Below are 15,116 nucleotides of genomic sequence, written 5' to 3' on the forward strand. Positions count from 1 at the left end.
ACTATCGAGGTCGCCGGCCAGCCCCCGGCGTTACCGGGCTTCCTGCTGCTTTCTGTACCGTGTGATTGATATTTAATCCCGTCACCGGGTTAAGTCTGGCTCGCTGTGCCGCGATGGCCAGAGATGACGGGGCCGGCACCGGGCGGAAGCGAACGCGCAAACAATGCATCTAAATAAGCAGCGATTGGCGTGATGTCAGAAAGCGAAGAAGATACCGCAATGTACGAGTCCGGGCGCACCAGCATAATGAGCTGCCTGTACGGACTCATCTCTTCATCAATGTGCATCACTTTTACAAACGACGGCATATTCAACGTCACCTTGCTGTCGCCAAAGACCAGAAGCGTGAAGAAACGATAGTCAAGAAGCGTATAAATCCGCGTGCTTGTCTGCCCGCCATCGCAGGTTACTATGAAGTCTGACAGGCGTTTACCGTGCAGTTCATGTTCACCGTAGTGAATGCCCATCCCTGTCACGTATCCGGCCCGGCTTTCGACTATTTTCAGATAGTCAGCCGCGTGCGTTCCCTCATTTGAGTATTTTGTCGCGCGTACCAGCTCGGCAGACGTCTTCACCACGCCGGATGCCACCGGTTTACGCTCTTGCTGGTAAAGTCGGAGCAGTGGCCATGACGCGCCATGCCTCAACACCATGTTTATTTTCCACATGAGGTTAAAAGCATCCGCCAGTCCGGTATTAAGGCCCAGGCCACCATTAACCGAATGAACATGACAGGCATCGCCCGCCAGGTAAATTTTGTCGCTGATGGCAAAGTGTTCGGCCACTGACTCCTTCACCGAAAATTGAGAAAACCAAACGATCTTCCTGAAACACAACCTGTATGGCTGCATGGCGAGGTTAATCCTCGCAATAACCTGCTCAATGGTGAAAATTTTTGTATCCATACGCACATAAAAACGGTCCAGATCCCTTTCGCGCGGAACCCACGCCACTTCAGCAGTCGCGTTCTGGAAAACAATAATCTCCGGTGTCTTGGGGAAGTCGGTATAAATGATGCCATCCAGCACGGCCCAGCTGATTTGTGGACGGGTCACCTCGAAGGGAACGTTGAAATGATGACGTACCCACGAGTGTGCGCCATCAGCACCGATGGCCAGTCTGGAATGGAGCGTCTTGCCGGTTGATAATATTGTTGTACATCCCTCATCACTGACCTTGATATCTATCACGGAGGTGTTGCGGCAGACTGCAGCACCAGCACCCTGTAGCTTATCATCCAGTAAGTGTTCCAAATGCGTCTGCCCGAGCATCAGAAAATGCTTGTGAAAACAGCCTTCCAGCTCATCCCACCACTGAGTCTGACGCAACACGAATCCCCCGTTGGTCCATACGGAACTCGTTCTGCACGGTTTTCCCTCAGGATAGAGAGAGTCAAACAGATTGACGATCTCCAGCAGTTGCAGAGTGCGCGCATTCAAGGCATCTGCCCGCCCCACCGTCAGTGGCCCTGGCGTAGTATCTACGATCGCCATTTGCAGGCCGCATAACCGGCCGAGCCAGGCGCAAAGTAACCCTACAGGACCGGCCCCGATGACCACAACGTCTGTTTTCGGCGTACTCATTCTGACCTCACAAGATGATGGTTAGCGATTTGTGGACGGCCATGGATGTGCACCCGGCGCAGGTGACGGCCAGAATGGTGGGTGTATTGCTCGCGACCGTGCAGCAGCGATAAGTTGTCACTGAGAACGAAATCACCCGTCTGCCACTGATGCGCGTAATATACCCGCGGATCCCGCAGCGTTTTCATCAGGCTGACAAGCAGCATCTCTTCTTCGTCTTTATTGATCCCCCCGAACGAATAACTTGAAGGATTGAGGAAGGTTGCATCATTTTCGTCCGGTGGTTCGCAGAAGCGTATAACGGGAAATTCACGCAGTGGATGGATGCCGATAATGGGCGCTTCTACCGTGTTGCTGTAAAGTTCGACTGAGCGCTGATAGCGCCCGTGAGCGCGCGCCCACAGCTCCCGGACGGCTGGTGTTGCAATACGCAGCGCCGCGTTAGTACTCGAAAATGTCGTCCGTCCGCCCTGCATGTCGCCGGCGGCATGGACACACTGGAAAAGCTGGAATTCCGGCACGGTGTCAAGGTACATCCCATCCCAATGCAGCGGCACATAGCTGTTAGCAAAAATGTGGTCGTCAGGATTAGCGTGCTCAACCAGTTCGAGCACGGCACCATAAGGCCACATCATTATCTCACCAAAGGTCGCACAATAGCGGGTCAGGCTGTCACTGCTGGCGAAATGATCAAAACCACGCAGTACCACCAGCTGATGGCTGTACACCAACGCTCGCAGCCATGTTACGGACAGCTCACCGATATGACGGCCCGCACGGCACGGTTTTATCAATATCCCAAAGGAGCAGGGTTCTCCGGTTTCCCCGGTCAGCGGCGCCACGTCCAGGGTGTCTGGCAGGTCGGCGGGGTTCATGGCATCTTCCTTTTTGCTAAATCACAATGATCGCGCAGCGCCGGGCAACCGATTTGATAATGACTCTGCTGATTATCCCGCATCACAATATGCGCCCTCAGACTTTCGGCCTCACTGCGTATCATCAGCACAAACTTGCCCTCTTCCTCAACGGCCACCCCGTGCCACGGGGTCAACCAACTGTCCTTTGTTGGTATCATATGAATGCCGATTTTCTGGCTGTGAGCCGGCTGCGGGTGGATCGACAGGCGAATGGCTTGTGGAAAATGATGTGCAAGCAGCGCGCCCCATGCCTGACTACGTTTAATAACCCGGATAGCACGTTGTCTGGAGTCTTGCTGCAATTTGCTTTTGGAGCCGGAATAACCCGGCATCAAACCGTCTTCGTAAAGAAAGCGGGTGATGGCACAATAAAGTCGCCGTCCTCCCTCCTCCGTCATCAGCTGCCGCTTGATCGCTTCGACAGGATGTGCAAATTCATCAATCAGCCTCTGGCGAATTTCATCGAAGCTGCCGGCACAGTCTGCAAACGGTTGGAAATCCTCAAGGTTGAACAAATCAAGACGGTTTGCCCGCTGATCGGCAATAAGTTGTCGTATACCCGCCTGATAAGCGCTAATTTTCTCATCGCTGGTGCGAATAAGATCGCCAAAAACCCGACCATCGGAGCAAATAGTTAATTTTGCCCCTGGGGGATATATCCGCTCTATCCGTTGGCAAAAATCATTGAGAAACGCCAGCGATATCCTTTCTGCCATATCGGGTAAATACCCCAGCACTTTATTCTTATTGGGTGATTTAGCCGGAAACGCAGGCAATATAAATTCAATCGGCCGGTTAGCCTTGACAAAGGCTTTTATTTTAGAATGATGGGTTTTTTTAAAGCATTCGCATAAATCGCGATGATCCGGGCAAGATTTATACGCCGAATAACCTCGTCGGTTTCGATCTATTTCCCTGAGGATCAACAGGGGACTGTCTGAATGAATGTGAACTGACATGTGATAACCTCACTGATTACTTGAAAAATAAAACGCTGCCCATGGCAGGTAATATCGAAAAAGCAGGTAGTTGCCACTTCCCATTTTATATATATGCCAAAAATAGCGAGATTATTCGCCGATTGTTAGCTTATACATTTTGAATTGATTTTTTTATATCCCGGTTAACACGGGACGTGGGTAATTAAATAACCCGTCAGCTGGAATAAAGTCAGGGGAATAGGAAGTTAAACGGTCAGTTTGTTTTGTTTTTTTGCTGCCGGCACCCTCCGGCTAACATCATTAACGGATATGAACGCTGAATGCCCCGCCCGTTTCCTGCTCTGCTTCCTTCATCACCGCCACAATGCGCTCCAGCCCGGCCTGCTGTGGATGGCCTTGCAGATGGCGTAGTGTGATGCATAGCGGCAACGGCACGCCGCCGGTAAGTACATCCCAGAGTGCATCCTGATTGGCACCAAACACGTCGAGGTTAAATTTGAGCGCAAACTGACGGTAAAAGTCAGCGCTGTCCTCCATACGCTGTAAATCGAAGTCGACCCGCTGCATCTTAGTTCACCCGCTCGAAATGACGATAGTGGTCGTTGGTTACAAAGATAAGCCCGTCGCTGGAGTACAACATCCGATCCGTGCCACGGTGGCCGCACTGGTAGTTGACATCGGCCTCAAACCAGCGCCGCCCGGCCTTGTCCGGTAGCCCGCCCTCACGATTGCTGAAGCGGTCACCGCCAATCGCTTTACCGGGCAGCACGCTGCACAGGTTGCCCTTTGCCGGATCCCATCCCTGGCGCCGTGCTTCTGCCTTACGCATGTAGTAGCCCGGCAGCCGATCATGCTGTTGGAGGTAATCCGCCACGCGTCGCTGCTGCGTCAGTACGCTGATATTACGGCTATCCGAACGGGCAGCGCCGATCTGCGCCTCGGGCCTGCTGGCGGGCGCGGGCGCTTGCCAGGGCTTTAGTGACAGGGCATAGCTGGCGATAATGGCCAGCATGGCCACGATGATCCGTTTTTTATTCATCAGCGCGGTTCAACCAATCCTTAAGCCTGGTGGATGAAAAAGCACATTATCTGGTCGGGTAAGCGCTGCTGTTACTTTGTCAGCGCCGGGAACAGCAGCAGCCCGATGGATGTGCCGGATGAGTTAGCCGATATTAAATCAAACTGGCGGCACGTAGTTCCGCCTTAAGATAGGCATAATAAACCGGCGCGGCAATCACCCCGGCAAGGCCAAACGCCGATTCAAATACCAGCATCGCCAGCAGGATTTCCCAGGTTTTTGCGCTGATACGGCTGCCAAAAATGCGCGCATTGATAAAGTATTCCAGCTTATGGATCAGCACCAGATAAACCAGCGCAATCAGCGCGGCTTCAAGTGAAATAGATAGCCCGATCAGCACAATAACCGTATTGGAAATCAGATTACCGATAATCGGCAGCAGTCCGGCGATGAAGGTCAGCACCACGACGGTTTTGGCAAACGGGAAATGCAGGCCGAATAGCGGCAGTACGCCAAATAAAAATGCCCCGGTCAGTACGGTATTCACCAGTGAGACCTTGATTTGGGCAAAAACAACATTGTGGAATGCCGCCGCCAGAATGCTCAGGCGATCGAGCATGGCTTCTTTTAGCGGCGCATCGGGACGTTTGCCCACGCTGATGCGCAGTGAGATGATCGCACCAAGCAGCATACCGATAAGCATGGTGGCAAAGGTATGCGCGGCGTTACGGCCAAAGGTCTGCACAACCACCAGATGTTCACGCAGCCAGCCAATTATCCGGGTCTGTAATTCATCGATGTCAGACGGCAGATAACGGGTAATCACCGGCGAGAGCGTGTGCTGGGCATCCTCCAACAGTTTGCTGGCGGTAGCGTGGAAAGCGGCAGGATTTTGTAAGTCGTTTAGCATAAAGCCAATCAGTTTGGTGATGCCAGTGACCAGCGCCAGAATCAACATCACGCTAAGAAACATAATGCTGATCCAGCGGGCGACAGGACCTTTCACCAGCCTTTCTACCAGCGGCGTGAGCGCCAGGATGGTTTCATAAACGATAAAGCCGGCCAAAAAACAGGGCAACAAACGTAACGGGAAGATCGCATACAGTGCGGCACATACCAGCAGGTAACTGGCGGCCTGGCAAAGCGTTACACGATCGTAGTTCCTTATTTCCATACACGAATCCTGTCCGAAGCGAGAGATGAAGCGAATCACCCCAGTATACCCTGTTTTTATTGAATTAATGATGTTGACCCGCGCAATGGGAAAAGCACAGCGTTGCGCTGCCGTCTTCTGCGCGCCTGAAGGATGCAGCGGGCAGCCGTCCTTGTGGATTCTGCGGGCTGCGACACGGCGCCGGCAAGACAATTTCGGCTGATACGCGGCCGTCTCATGCCTATAAACTGCGGAAAATCATCAAGATAGCTTTAACAGCCCGTATCGCTTAGTCCCTGGCTTCAAAAATGCACTTTAATTAGGTATAATGTCCGATCTGTATTGACCTGATTCATTGATTTTCAATGCTTTTATCTTAACGTTTGATCTTAAATGAACAGAAAAAAGCAAGGAACTCATCATGCTTGATTTTCGTTTTCCTACCGCTATGCAAATGGTTCTCTGTATTGCCAGAGCGCATAGTGAAGGTTTGCGCTGCACCAGTAAAATACTGGCCGATGGGCTGAAGGCCAACCCGAGTTTTGTCCGTAAAATGATGGTACCGCTTACGCGTGATGGCATTATCATTTCCACGCTCGGCCGTAGCGGCTCCATCCGCCTTGGGCGACCCGCGCAGTTGATCACCTTGTGCGATATCTACCTGTCGGTCATTGAAGACAAACCCCTGATGGCCGGGCGCCCCGAAGTCGAACCTTGTTGTATCGTCAGTGCTAATGCCTGCTGGTACTTTAAACAGCTGGCAAAAGAAGCTGAACAGGCCTCGCTCGACGTACTGGCTAAACGCACCGTCGCCGATGCGTTGCACGACATTCTTCAGCACGGCTCCGCCGATCCTGACCCCCAGCGCTGCACATCGTGAATGGCTTCTCCCTGTTTTCCGGGGAGACATCTACCTTTCCTCCCTTCCACGTCCTGATTTAACTTATTTGATCCATTGGTGCTGAAAACCTGCTTAGTGTATCAATAAAACTTGCATTAAAGCTGCGCCTGGCTTAGCGTATTTAAATGCATTCGTTGAAGTTGCTTTTTAGAGCCAGCCGATAAGCACAGCCTGGGCAACTGACCTTACGCGGTCTTCGTCACACCAAATCAGGGAGTACACCGATGAGTCATGATGATTTTATAAGCGATCTTGTGCAGTGGATAGACAACCATATCGAAGGAAAGATGGATTTAGATACCGTTGCCGATCGAGCCGGCTATTCTAAATGGCACCTGCAACGCATGTTCAAACAGCACACCGGTTATGCACTGGGCGAATACATTCGTCAACGCCGCCTGAAAAAATCTGCAGAGCGCCTTGCACGCGGCGGTGAGCCTATCCTTGATGTGGCAATCAGTTTTGGCTTCGACTCGCAGCAGTCCTTCAACCGCAGTTTTAAACGCCAGTTCGGACAGTCACCCGGGGCCTGGCGGCGTCAGGTACGTAGCGCCGTGCATGCCTGAAATCTGGGTGCAAACCGGTAACCGGCTTGAGATGTTCAGGCCGCGTTCGCTCAGAAGATTGAGCGCCCGATACGTTCAGCCAGCAGCTCCAGGGCTGCGGTGCCTGCCAGCGAATTACCCGATCCGTCCAGTTCCGGCGACCACACCGCAATGCTCATTTCACCCGGCACCACGGCAATAATGCCTCCGCCCACTCCCGATTTACCCGGCATACCCACGCGCCAGGCAAATTCACCCGCACCATCATACATGCCGCTGGTGACCATTAACGCATTGATCTGCCGGGTTTGTTTCGGGGTTAACACCGCATCTTCCTGTCCCAGTCCCCGACCATGATTGGCAAGATAGAGAAAGCAGCGCGCCAGTTCAACGCAGTTCATAGTCATAGAGCAGTAGTGGAAATAGGTTTGCAGCACCGTTGGCACATCGTTAGCAAAATTACCAAATGATTTCATCAGCCAGGCGATAGCCGCATTGCGTGCGGAATGTTCAAATTCAGAACGCGCCACATGGCGGTCATAGTTAATCTCCGGCTGCTGCGAAAGCCTGCGCACCACCTCCAGCATACGCTGCCGGGGAGCGGTCAGCCGCGTTTCCAGCATATCGCAAACCACCAGCGCACCCGCGTTAATAAAAGGATTACGCGGTTTACCCTGTTCCAGCTCAAGCTGTAGCAGCGAGTTGAATGGCTGCCCGGAGGGTTCTTTGCCCACCCGCTGCCAGATTTCGCTTTCCTGATAGCGCGTCAGCGCCAGCGTCAGAGAAAGTACTTTAGAGATCGACTGAATTGAGAAACGTTCTTGCGCATCTCCCGCCAGAAAAACAGATCCATCCAGGGTACAGACAGCGATTCCCAGTCGCTCTGCCGGAACATCAGCGAGCGCGGGAATATAGCTGGCCACCCTTCCCTGACCAATCAAGGGCCGTACCTGCTGAATAATCTCTTCCAGCAAGCTGTTATCCAGAACGCTTATCATTTTTCTTCCTCTGTTGCATGCGTTTATCTCTGATTTACGGCGCAATTCTGCGGCCTGATAGCCACAAGGTCAAACACGGTGAGTAGTACACAAAAGCCGGTTTGTCACGGTAACAGGCTGCCTGAATAACGCGGTTGGTATTTATATTCTGATTTACAAAATTGTTTATTTTTTTATTTCATCTCGCCAATAAATAAAAGAGAATATCCCGGATCGATGCTCATACCCTGCTCTTTGGGTAACATTCCCTTAACACAGCGCTCATTTTTCATGCAAACAATTCCCGTTTCTCGTAAGACCGCATGGCTACGCGTGCTGATGCTCGCTATTGCCGCCTTTATTTTCAACACCACTGAGTTTGTGCCAGTGGGGCTGTTGTCGGACATTGGCAGCAGTTTCTCCATGCAGACGGCACAGGTCGGGTTGATGCTGACTATTTACGCCTGGGTGGTGGCGCTGATGTCGCTACCGATGATGCTGTTGACGCGTAACGTAGAGCGTCGTTTGCTGCTGGCGATCATATTTGTGCTGTTTGTCGCCAGTCATGCGCTATCGTCCGTGGCGTGGGATTTCACTACCCTGCTGGTTTCGCGAATTGGCATTGCGTTATCGCACGCCATTTTCTGGTCGATCACCGCGTCTCTTGCCATCCGCGTTGCGCCTCAGGGTAAAAAGACTCAGGCATTGAGTATGATGGCTACCGGCACGGCGCTGGCGATGGTGCTCGGCTTGCCAATCGGGCGGATGATTGGCCAACTGCTCGGCTGGCGAATGACTTTCGCCGTGATTGGCGCGGTCGCGCTGGTCACCCTGTTGCTGTTGCTGAAACTGCTGCCGAAGCTGCCAAGCGAACATACCGGTTCGTTGAAAAGCGTGCCGATGCTGTTTCGCCGACCGGCGCTGGTGGCGCTGTATCTGCTGATTGCCGTTACCGTCACCGCGCATTACACCGCCTATAGCTATATTGAACCGTTTATTCAGAGCGTTGCGGGACTGAGTGGGGGCTTCACCACTTTCCTGCTGTTAATTTTCGGCGCGGCGGGAATTGTCGGCAGCGTGCTGTTCAGCATTTATGGCAATAAATTCCCGGCCACGTTTTTGATCGGAGCCATCGCCTTGATTACCCTGTCGATGATGTCTCTCTATGTCGCCGCAACCCATACGATTGCAGTTTCCACACTCTGCATTGTCTGGGGCATGGCGGTGATGGTAATGGGGCTGGCGGTACAGGTGCGCGTGCTGGCACTGGCCCCGGATGCCACCGACGTGGCAATGTCGTTGCTGTCTGGTATTTATAACATCGGTATTGGCGCCGGAGCGCTGCTCGGTGGTCAGGTGAGTCTGCACCTGAATATGGCCAGCGTTGGTTATGTTGGCGGCGCGATTGGCGTGCTGTCTCTGCTGTGGTGCGCCTGGAGTATGAAGCGCCACCCGCAGCTGCGCCTGAACGGATAGTATTCTTAGCGTTAAGTAAAAACCCGGGCCTGATGGGATCCTGGCCCGGGTCAGCTTTTTGCTTTTTCGCTGTGCGTTCCCCTATTCCCCGTTACCAATTTGCCAGATAAATGTCGGTTCCTTGCCGTTGACCTCCCAGTCTCCAACATTACGGATTTTGTAAATCACCGGATTGTGTGACGCAAGGGTACGCGCGTTACGCCAGTGTCTGTCCAGCGCTTTGCTGACGCGCGTATCTGAAGCGCCCAGCGCGTTGAACAGTTCGTTGGCGGCGCGCGGGATCAGCTCGCTGGCAATTATCTGAGCCTGGGCTGATTCGAGTTCTGCGTGGATATTGGCCTGCTGAATCAATCGGTCGTCTGCGCTGCCATGCAGCTCGTAAGCCTGTTGCAGTGCATGGGCAGCCCGCTGCACCGTCGCCTCCACCGCATACACCCAGCTGGAAATCTGCCCCACCACCTGTAACACCTGTACATCGTTTCTTACCCGTCTGGCGTTACCGTGGCTGTATATCCGCTGGCGGCCAGCGACGCCCGCTGCGGCATCACGTCTTATGGCGCGGCCCGTGCCCGCCAGCGTTGACACTAAAACCTGTTGATAGAAGGCGGTTTGATAACGAAAGCGCTGGCTGAAGTCATAAACGTGCCCTTGCTCAACAAGGGCCTGTCGGAAGCGCGTGGTACCGCTGCCGCTCAGACGCTGGCCGAAACCATCCCAGTCATCTTCTCGCTCCACGCCGTCCTGCTGCGTACTGACCAGCGCAATCACATCACGCCCGTTGTCGCTCCGCCGGGCATACACGTCGATCCAGTCGACATACAGCGTACCGGTGCTGTAGAATTTCTCGCCAGACAACGTCCAGCCGTTGGCAGCCGGGTTCACTTTAGTGAGCACTTCCCCCAGCTTAAGCTGACCTGTCTCGCTCCAGCCGCTGCCAACCAGCTGGCCATCGACAAAGCGGCGGAACCAGCGCTGTCGCTCCTCGCTGTCAGGCTGGTTAAGCCTGTCTTCGACAAAAGCGAAATGGGCGCGCAGCGCCTGTGGCAGGTTAGGATCCGCTTCAGCCAGTTCGGTTAGCAACTGGAACAGCTGCGGCAGCGTGGCACCAAAGCCGCCGTCACGCTGCGGTATGCGCAGCGCGCCAAATCCGCCTTCTTTCAGCCAGCGTAAAGGTTCCAGCGGCAGCGTGCGCGTTAATTCTCGTTCAATGGTACCGGCGGCGATACGCGCAAAAATCGGGCGAAAGCGCGCGTTCAATGGGGCAATATCGGGGGTCGGTTCAGACATCAGATGCTTCCTCTTCAGTGTTGTAATCAATATCCTGTCTGGTCGGTTCGACGCGGATCGCCAGCAGGAAGATAATCGGGATAATGGCGGCCAGAGAGACAATCCAGAACATGTTGCTGCCAAAGGCGGCCTGCAAAACCGGCAGGATAAACAACGCCAGCGCGCTGCCGACGCCGGACAGCGAACGCCCAAAGCCCACGCCGGTAGCGCAGATATGGGTGGGACAGGGCAGCGCCGGGTAAACCATCATTTGGGCGCCGGGGCCGAAACCCTCCGCAAACAGCCACAGTCCCGGCAGCAGAATCGCCAGTATCACGCCGCCTGGCGCCAGCGGATGATCGATTAACGCCAGCGAAAGTCAGCCGTTGTACGACGATATCCCGCAGCAGGATGTGGCGCAGCCAGGCGTGCGCCCTGATTAAAGAGCTTCTCGCGCAGCGTGCCGGGCTGATACGCCTGTTTATAAACGCCGCGTTTTTGCAGTTCCGGGATCAGGTGTTCCACCACGTCGCTGAAAGTTTCGTGGGTCAGTGCATAAGCAAGGTTAAATCCATCGACGTCGGTCTCTTCTACCCAGCTTTGTAGCTCGTCTGCCACGGTTTGCGCGCTGCCGACCAGCAGCGGGCCAAAGCCGCCAATTCCCACCCAGTCGGCCAGCGCCTGTACCGTCCATTGCCGGTCAGGATCGGCGGTAGAGAAGGTTTCCACCGCCGACTGGATGGCGTTGGTATGCAGGTGCTTCAGCACCTGGTCCGGTTGATACTGGCCAAAGTCAATCCCGGTCCAGCCTGAAATCAGCGCCAGCGCCCCTTCATAGCTCACGTAGCTTTTATAATCCAGCCATTTGGCCTGCGCCTCCTGGTCCATCGCGCCAACGATGGCCGTTTGCAGATTGAAAATCAGGATGCTGCGCGGATCGCGACCGGTTTCTGCGGCGCGACGGCGAATATCAGCCACGGTTTTTTTCAGCAACACTTTTGATGGCGCGGCAACGAATACGCATTCGGCATGTTCGGCAGCGAACCGTTTACCCCGGCTGGAAGCGCCAGCCTGATACAGCACCGGGGTACGCTGCGGCGAGGGTTCACACAGGTGAATGCCGGGAACCTGGAAGAAGGTCCCCTGATGGTTTATTGGATGAATTTTGCTCGGGTCGCTGAACAGTCGGCGCTGGCGATCGCGCAAAACGGCCCCCTCTTCCCAGCTGCCTTCCAGCAATTTGTACACCACCTGTAGATATTCATCGGCATAGTCGTAGCGTGCATCATGATCGGTTTGCGCCTGCTGGCCGATATTACGCGCCCCGCTTTCCAGGTATGAGGTGACGATGTTCCAGCCAATGCGCCCTTTGGTCAGATGGTCGAGCGTGGAGATGCGCCGGGCAAACGGGTAAGGATGTTCAAACGACAATGAAGCGGTCAGACCAAAGCCAAGATGCTCGGTAACCAGCGCCATCGGGGTGATCAGCGCCAGCGGGTCGTTGACCGGCACCTGGGTGCCGTTGCGAATAGCGGCATGGTTATTACCATTCAGCACGTCGTAAACGCCCAGCACATCGGCAATAAACAACCCGTCAAATTTGCCGCGCTCCAGCAGACGGGCCAGATCGGTCCAGTAGCTCAGGTCTTTATACTGCCATGAACGATCGCGCGGATGCGCCCACAGCCCCGGAGACTGGTGACCAACACAGTTCATATCAAAGGCGTTCAGACGAATTTCTCGTTGTGCAGACATCGCATTCTCCAGTGGATAACGGCCGGATGCAGCCCGCCCGTTGCAGGTAACAAGGAACAGAGGGTGGGTTAAACGCTCAGAAAATTAAGCGGTGCATCGACAGCGCGGCACAAGCTGCGCGGTTTCAAGCTCCAGCAGTTGTCGGGCAACGCTTTCCGCGTGTTCCGCCACCTGCGGCAGCCCCATCAGCTCACCAAAGCGGCCGCGTGCCGCCGGGCCGGCCACATAAAGGTGCGGATTGGCGTCACCGTGACGGTTGACCGTTTGCGAACGGGCGTTGACCAGAATACCCAGCCCCAGCGGATCGGCCTGCGCCACGCCTGACGTCTGTAGCTGGTGTAACAGGGCATCACTCTGCAACAGCTCGCCATGTGCCGGGCCGGTGGTGACAACCAGCCGGTCAACGCGCAACGCCTGTTCCGCGCCGTTACGCGACTGCAGCACTAAATCAATCTGCGCACCCGCTGCCTGAGCTTTGAACAAGCGCGCTGCCTGCAGCCGGAACTGCCCGCTGCGGGTCAATCGCTCCAGCACGGCGTTAACTTGCGGCGCGCTGCGGTAGCGATGCACATCCCACCACGGGCGCAGATGGCGCAGAAAGCGTCCCTGTTCGTGCAACGACAGCTGCTGCCAGATGTGCTGAGCGTTCAGGCGAATATCGTCCAGCACCAGCTGCCACGGCAGCTGGTGTGCCGCTGCGTGCGCCACTTCACGACGGGTACGCCTTAGCCAGCCGAGCGCGGTCGCCTGCTGCGGCTGCTGATAGTCAAGGGCCAGGGCGGCAAACTGGCCACTCAGATTGGGGCGCGGCAGCAGGCCACGACGGGAAAAGGCGGTTATCCGTGCACGATGACCGTTACGGTGTAACGTAGCCACCACATCGCACATGGTCAGGCCGCTGCCCATTATCGCCACCCGCTCGTCACGGCCGATACTTGCCAGTGCAGCCGGGCGCCACGGATCGGCGATTAACCCGGCATGGCCTTGCAGGGTTTGCACCAGCGCACGCGGCAGAGTTGGCGGCGGGTGGCTGATTGCCAGCACCACTTCATCAGCGGGCAACCTGCTGCCCCGGGCGGTGAGGATTGTTCCCTGCTCCAGCGTTATCGCCCGGTCGCAGACGTGGCGCAGTTTCACTGCAGAATGTTGCTGTAACCAGGAAAACTGTTCGGCGACATAGCGGCCGAACTGCTCGCGCTGCGGATAAACCTTGCCATCCGGCCAGCGTGCTGCCGCATCATCACGAAACGCGGCAGAGGCGCGATACCAGCGATCGAAATCGCCCCGCTGTGCGGCCGACAGCTGCATACGGTCAGCGGGCACGTTAACGCGGTGCGCCGGATCTTGCGTGGCGTAGGCTACCCCGCGCGCCAGCTGCGGCCGCGGTTCCACAATGGTCACCGAAAGCCCCGCTTTGCCGAGTCTCGCCAAATGAATAGCCAGCGCGGTGCCGGTGAAGCCGCCGCCAACAATCACCACATGACGTTCAGCCATACTTCACCTCTCGCCGTTGCTGCTCCAGCTCCCTCACCAGCGGGATCACCTCGCGCCCGAAGTACCCGACTTCCTCCTGGCAATGCAGGAAGCCCAGCAGCATCAGATCTACCCCGGCATCCTTCAGCGCCATGATGCGTTCGGCGATCTGCTGCGGTGTGCCGATCAGGTTGGTTTTGAAACCGTCGTTGTATTGCACCAGATCCTCATAAGTCGATTCAGCCCAGTTGCCCTCGCCTTCCGGCGAAGCGTTACCGGCGTTCTGTACCTCGTGCTGAAAGCCTTTCACCGCATCCGGGTTGGCATGCCGGATAATGTCCTGTAGTACCTGTTGAGCGTCTTTTTCGCTGTCGCGGGCGATCGCAAAGCCGTTGACGCCAATTCTCACCCGATGCAGGTTAGCTGCCGCTTTGTGCCGGATATCGTCCACCTGCTGACGAATGGCCTCCGGCGTGTTGCCGTTAGTGAGATACCAGTCTGAAACCCGTGCCGCCATGTCGCGTGCCGCACGCGAGCTGCCCCCCTGGAATATCTCTGGCTGCGGGTCGAGCGGTTTGGGCTTCAGCGCGTAGTTACGGTAGCGATAGAAATCCCCGGCAAAATTGAAATGCTCCTGCTGCCAGATGCCCTTCAGGCAGCGGATAAACTCCTCAGAGCGCAGATAGCGCTCTTCGTGATCGAGCCACGGCTCGCCAATCGCCTTAAATTCACCGCGGAACCAGCCGCTGACGATATTGACCGCGATACGGGCATTGGACAGATGGCTGATGGTGGCGATCTGTTTCGCCGCCAGCGTGGGATTCCACGGGCCGGGCAGCAGCGCGGCAATCACCTTGAGCTTTTCAGTTGCGCCCAGCAAAGCCTGAGAGAAACTGACTGATTCATGCTGATTATCGGCACCATATCCTGCGGTAAAGCGGATTTGCGTCAGCGCATAGTCAAACCCGGCTTTTTCCGCGATCTGCGCCAGCCTGCGGTTGTATTCAGCATCCCAGCCGGTGCGCTGGGGGATCTGGCTGATCACCAGCCCGCCGGAAACGTTGGGTACCCAGTAGGCAAATTGCATCGGTTGTTGGCTCATATCGGGTTC

General features: G+C 55.4%; 14 protein-coding genes and 1 pseudogene. 3 read left to right on the top strand and 12 right to left on the bottom strand.

Going from position 1 to position 15,116, the window contains the following annotated elements; translation table 11 throughout:
* Positions 1 to 89: 89 nt before the first annotated feature.
* From JGC47_RS08620 to JGC47_RS08645, 6 genes are all read right to left on the bottom strand, one after another.
* Positions 90 to 1,583, bottom strand: coding sequence for an FAD-binding protein (locus tag JGC47_RS08620; protein WP_004157573.1), 1,494 nt, complete (start codon positions 1,581 to 1,583; stop codon positions 90 to 92).
* The gene (gene pvcB / locus JGC47_RS08625) at positions 1,580 to 2,458 is read right to left on the bottom strand and encodes a tyrosine isonitrile desaturase (protein WP_004157574.1); all 879 of its coding nucleotides are present in this window, start codon (positions 2,456 to 2,458) and stop codon (positions 1,580 to 1,582) included. The genes JGC47_RS08620 and pvcB overlap by 4 nt, the downstream gene beginning before the upstream one ends.
* Positions 2,455 to 3,459 carry an L-tyrosine/L-tryptophan isonitrile synthase family protein gene (locus tag JGC47_RS08630; RefSeq protein ID WP_004157575.1) on the bottom strand — a complete coding sequence of 335 codons (1,005 nt, stop codon included), beginning with the start codon at positions 3,457 to 3,459 and terminating at the stop codon, positions 2,455 to 2,457. Before JGC47_RS08630 ends, pvcB begins: the two co-directional genes overlap by 4 nt.
* Positions 3,460 to 3,741: 282 nt before the next feature.
* Complete coding sequence (locus tag JGC47_RS08635) at positions 3,742 to 4,008, bottom strand: barstar family protein (RefSeq protein WP_004157576.1); 267 nt, start codon at positions 4,006 to 4,008, stop codon at positions 3,742 to 3,744.
* 1 nt (position 4,009) lies between these two features.
* Positions 4,010 to 4,480, bottom strand: coding sequence for a ribonuclease domain-containing protein (locus tag JGC47_RS08640; protein WP_004157577.1), 471 nt, complete (start codon positions 4,478 to 4,480; stop codon positions 4,010 to 4,012).
* A 133-nt stretch (positions 4,481 to 4,613) separates the two neighbouring features.
* Complete coding sequence (locus tag JGC47_RS08645; RefSeq protein ID WP_004157579.1) at positions 4,614 to 5,633, bottom strand: AI-2E family transporter; 1,020 nt, start codon at positions 5,631 to 5,633, stop codon at positions 4,614 to 4,616.
* A gap of 400 nt (positions 5,634 to 6,033) precedes the next feature.
* Here JGC47_RS08645 and JGC47_RS08650 point away from each other — a divergent pair, with 400 nt between their 5' ends.
* Together JGC47_RS08650 and JGC47_RS08655 are read left to right on the top strand one after the other, a co-directional pair.
* Positions 6,034 to 6,492 (top strand): RrF2 family transcriptional regulator, encoded by a 459-nt coding sequence (locus tag JGC47_RS08650; RefSeq protein ID WP_004157580.1) that lies wholly within the window; start codon positions 6,034 to 6,036, stop codon positions 6,490 to 6,492.
* A 245-nt stretch (positions 6,493 to 6,737) separates the two neighbouring features.
* A complete protein-coding gene (locus JGC47_RS08655) occupies positions 6,738 to 7,079 on the top strand; it encodes a helix-turn-helix domain-containing protein (protein WP_004157581.1) in 342 nt (113 codons plus the stop codon).
* A 50-nt stretch (positions 7,080 to 7,129) separates the two neighbouring features.
* On the opposite strand, the gene glsB is transcribed toward JGC47_RS08655, so the two are convergent.
* On the bottom strand, positions 7,130 to 8,056 hold the full coding sequence (glsB, locus tag JGC47_RS08660) for a glutaminase B (RefSeq protein WP_004157582.1): 927 nt from the start codon (positions 8,054 to 8,056) through the stop codon (positions 7,130 to 7,132).
* Between the two features lie 270 nt (positions 8,057 to 8,326).
* On the opposite strand from glsB, the gene JGC47_RS08665 reads away from it, so the two are divergent.
* Positions 8,327 to 9,511 (top strand): sugar transporter, encoded by a 1,185-nt coding sequence (locus JGC47_RS08665; protein WP_013036035.1) that lies wholly within the window; start codon positions 8,327 to 8,329, stop codon positions 9,509 to 9,511.
* A gap of 81 nt (positions 9,512 to 9,592) precedes the next feature.
* Here JGC47_RS08665 and JGC47_RS08670 read toward each other — a convergent pair whose 3' ends face one another.
* The 5 genes and pseudogenes from JGC47_RS08670 to sfnG all read right to left on the bottom strand — a co-directional run bounded on the left by JGC47_RS08670 (position 9,593) and on the right by sfnG (position 15,107).
* Positions 9,593 to 10,798, bottom strand: coding sequence for an acyl-CoA dehydrogenase family protein (locus JGC47_RS08670; protein ID WP_004157584.1), 1,206 nt, complete (start codon positions 10,796 to 10,798; stop codon positions 9,593 to 9,595).
* Positions 10,791 to 11,156: pseudogene (locus tag JGC47_RS08675) on the bottom strand (MFS transporter); the annotation flags it as partial. The gene JGC47_RS08670 and the pseudogene JGC47_RS08675, both read right to left, overlap by 8 nt.
* Positions 11,141 to 12,532, bottom strand: a complete 1,392-nt coding sequence (locus JGC47_RS08680) for an LLM class flavin-dependent oxidoreductase (protein ID WP_004157587.1) — start codon at positions 12,530 to 12,532, stop codon at positions 11,141 to 11,143. The pseudogene JGC47_RS08675 and the gene JGC47_RS08680, both read right to left, overlap by 16 nt.
* 84 nt (positions 12,533 to 12,616) lie before the next feature.
* Positions 12,617 to 14,026 (bottom strand): FAD/NAD(P)-binding protein, encoded by a 1,410-nt coding sequence (locus tag JGC47_RS08685; protein WP_004157588.1) that lies wholly within the window; start codon positions 14,024 to 14,026, stop codon positions 12,617 to 12,619.
* On the bottom strand, positions 14,019 to 15,107 hold the full coding sequence (gene sfnG, locus JGC47_RS08690) for a dimethylsulfone monooxygenase SfnG (protein WP_004157589.1): 1,089 nt from the start codon (positions 15,105 to 15,107) through the stop codon (positions 14,019 to 14,021). Before sfnG ends, JGC47_RS08685 begins: the two co-directional genes overlap by 8 nt.
* Positions 15,108 to 15,116 lie beyond the last annotated feature (9 nt).

The organism is Erwinia amylovora (genome assembly GCF_017161565.1).
Classification (GTDB): domain Bacteria; phylum Pseudomonadota; class Gammaproteobacteria; order Enterobacterales; family Enterobacteriaceae; genus Erwinia; species Erwinia amylovora.

Coding starts and splice junctions, on each gene's coding strand:
- JGC47_RS08665 (WP_013036035.1), top strand. CDS start 8,327: ATGCAAACAATTCCCGTTTCTCGTAAGACCGCATGGCTACGCGTGCTG.
- sfnG (WP_004157589.1), bottom strand. CDS start 15,107: ATGAGCCAACAACCGATGCAATTTGCCTACTGGGTACCCAACGTTTCC.
- JGC47_RS08670 (WP_004157584.1), bottom strand. CDS start 10,798: ATGTCTGAACCGACCCCCGATATTGCCCCATTGAACGCGCGCTTTCGC.
- glsB (WP_004157582.1), bottom strand. CDS start 8,056: ATGATAAGCGTTCTGGATAACAGCTTGCTGGAAGAGATTATTCAGCAG.
- JGC47_RS08650 (WP_004157580.1), top strand. CDS start 6,034: ATGCTTGATTTTCGTTTTCCTACCGCTATGCAAATGGTTCTCTGTATT.
- JGC47_RS08680 (WP_004157587.1), bottom strand. CDS start 12,532: ATGTCTGCACAACGAGAAATTCGTCTGAACGCCTTTGATATGAACTGT.
- JGC47_RS08655 (WP_004157581.1), top strand. CDS start 6,738: ATGAGTCATGATGATTTTATAAGCGATCTTGTGCAGTGGATAGACAAC.
- JGC47_RS08620 (WP_004157573.1), bottom strand. CDS start 1,583: ATGAGTACGCCGAAAACAGACGTTGTGGTCATCGGGGCCGGTCCTGTA.
- JGC47_RS08635 (WP_004157576.1), bottom strand. CDS start 4,008: ATGCAGCGGGTCGACTTCGATTTACAGCGTATGGAGGACAGCGCTGAC.
- JGC47_RS08685 (WP_004157588.1), bottom strand. CDS start 14,026: ATGGCTGAACGTCATGTGGTGATTGTTGGCGGCGGCTTCACCGGCACC.
- JGC47_RS08645 (WP_004157579.1), bottom strand. CDS start 5,633: ATGGAAATAAGGAACTACGATCGTGTAACGCTTTGCCAGGCCGCCAGT.
- pvcB (WP_004157574.1), bottom strand. CDS start 2,458: ATGAACCCCGCCGACCTGCCAGACACCCTGGACGTGGCGCCGCTGACC.
- JGC47_RS08630 (WP_004157575.1), bottom strand. CDS start 3,459: ATGTCAGTTCACATTCATTCAGACAGTCCCCTGTTGATCCTCAGGGAA.
- JGC47_RS08640 (WP_004157577.1), bottom strand. CDS start 4,480: ATGAATAAAAAACGGATCATCGTGGCCATGCTGGCCATTATCGCCAGC.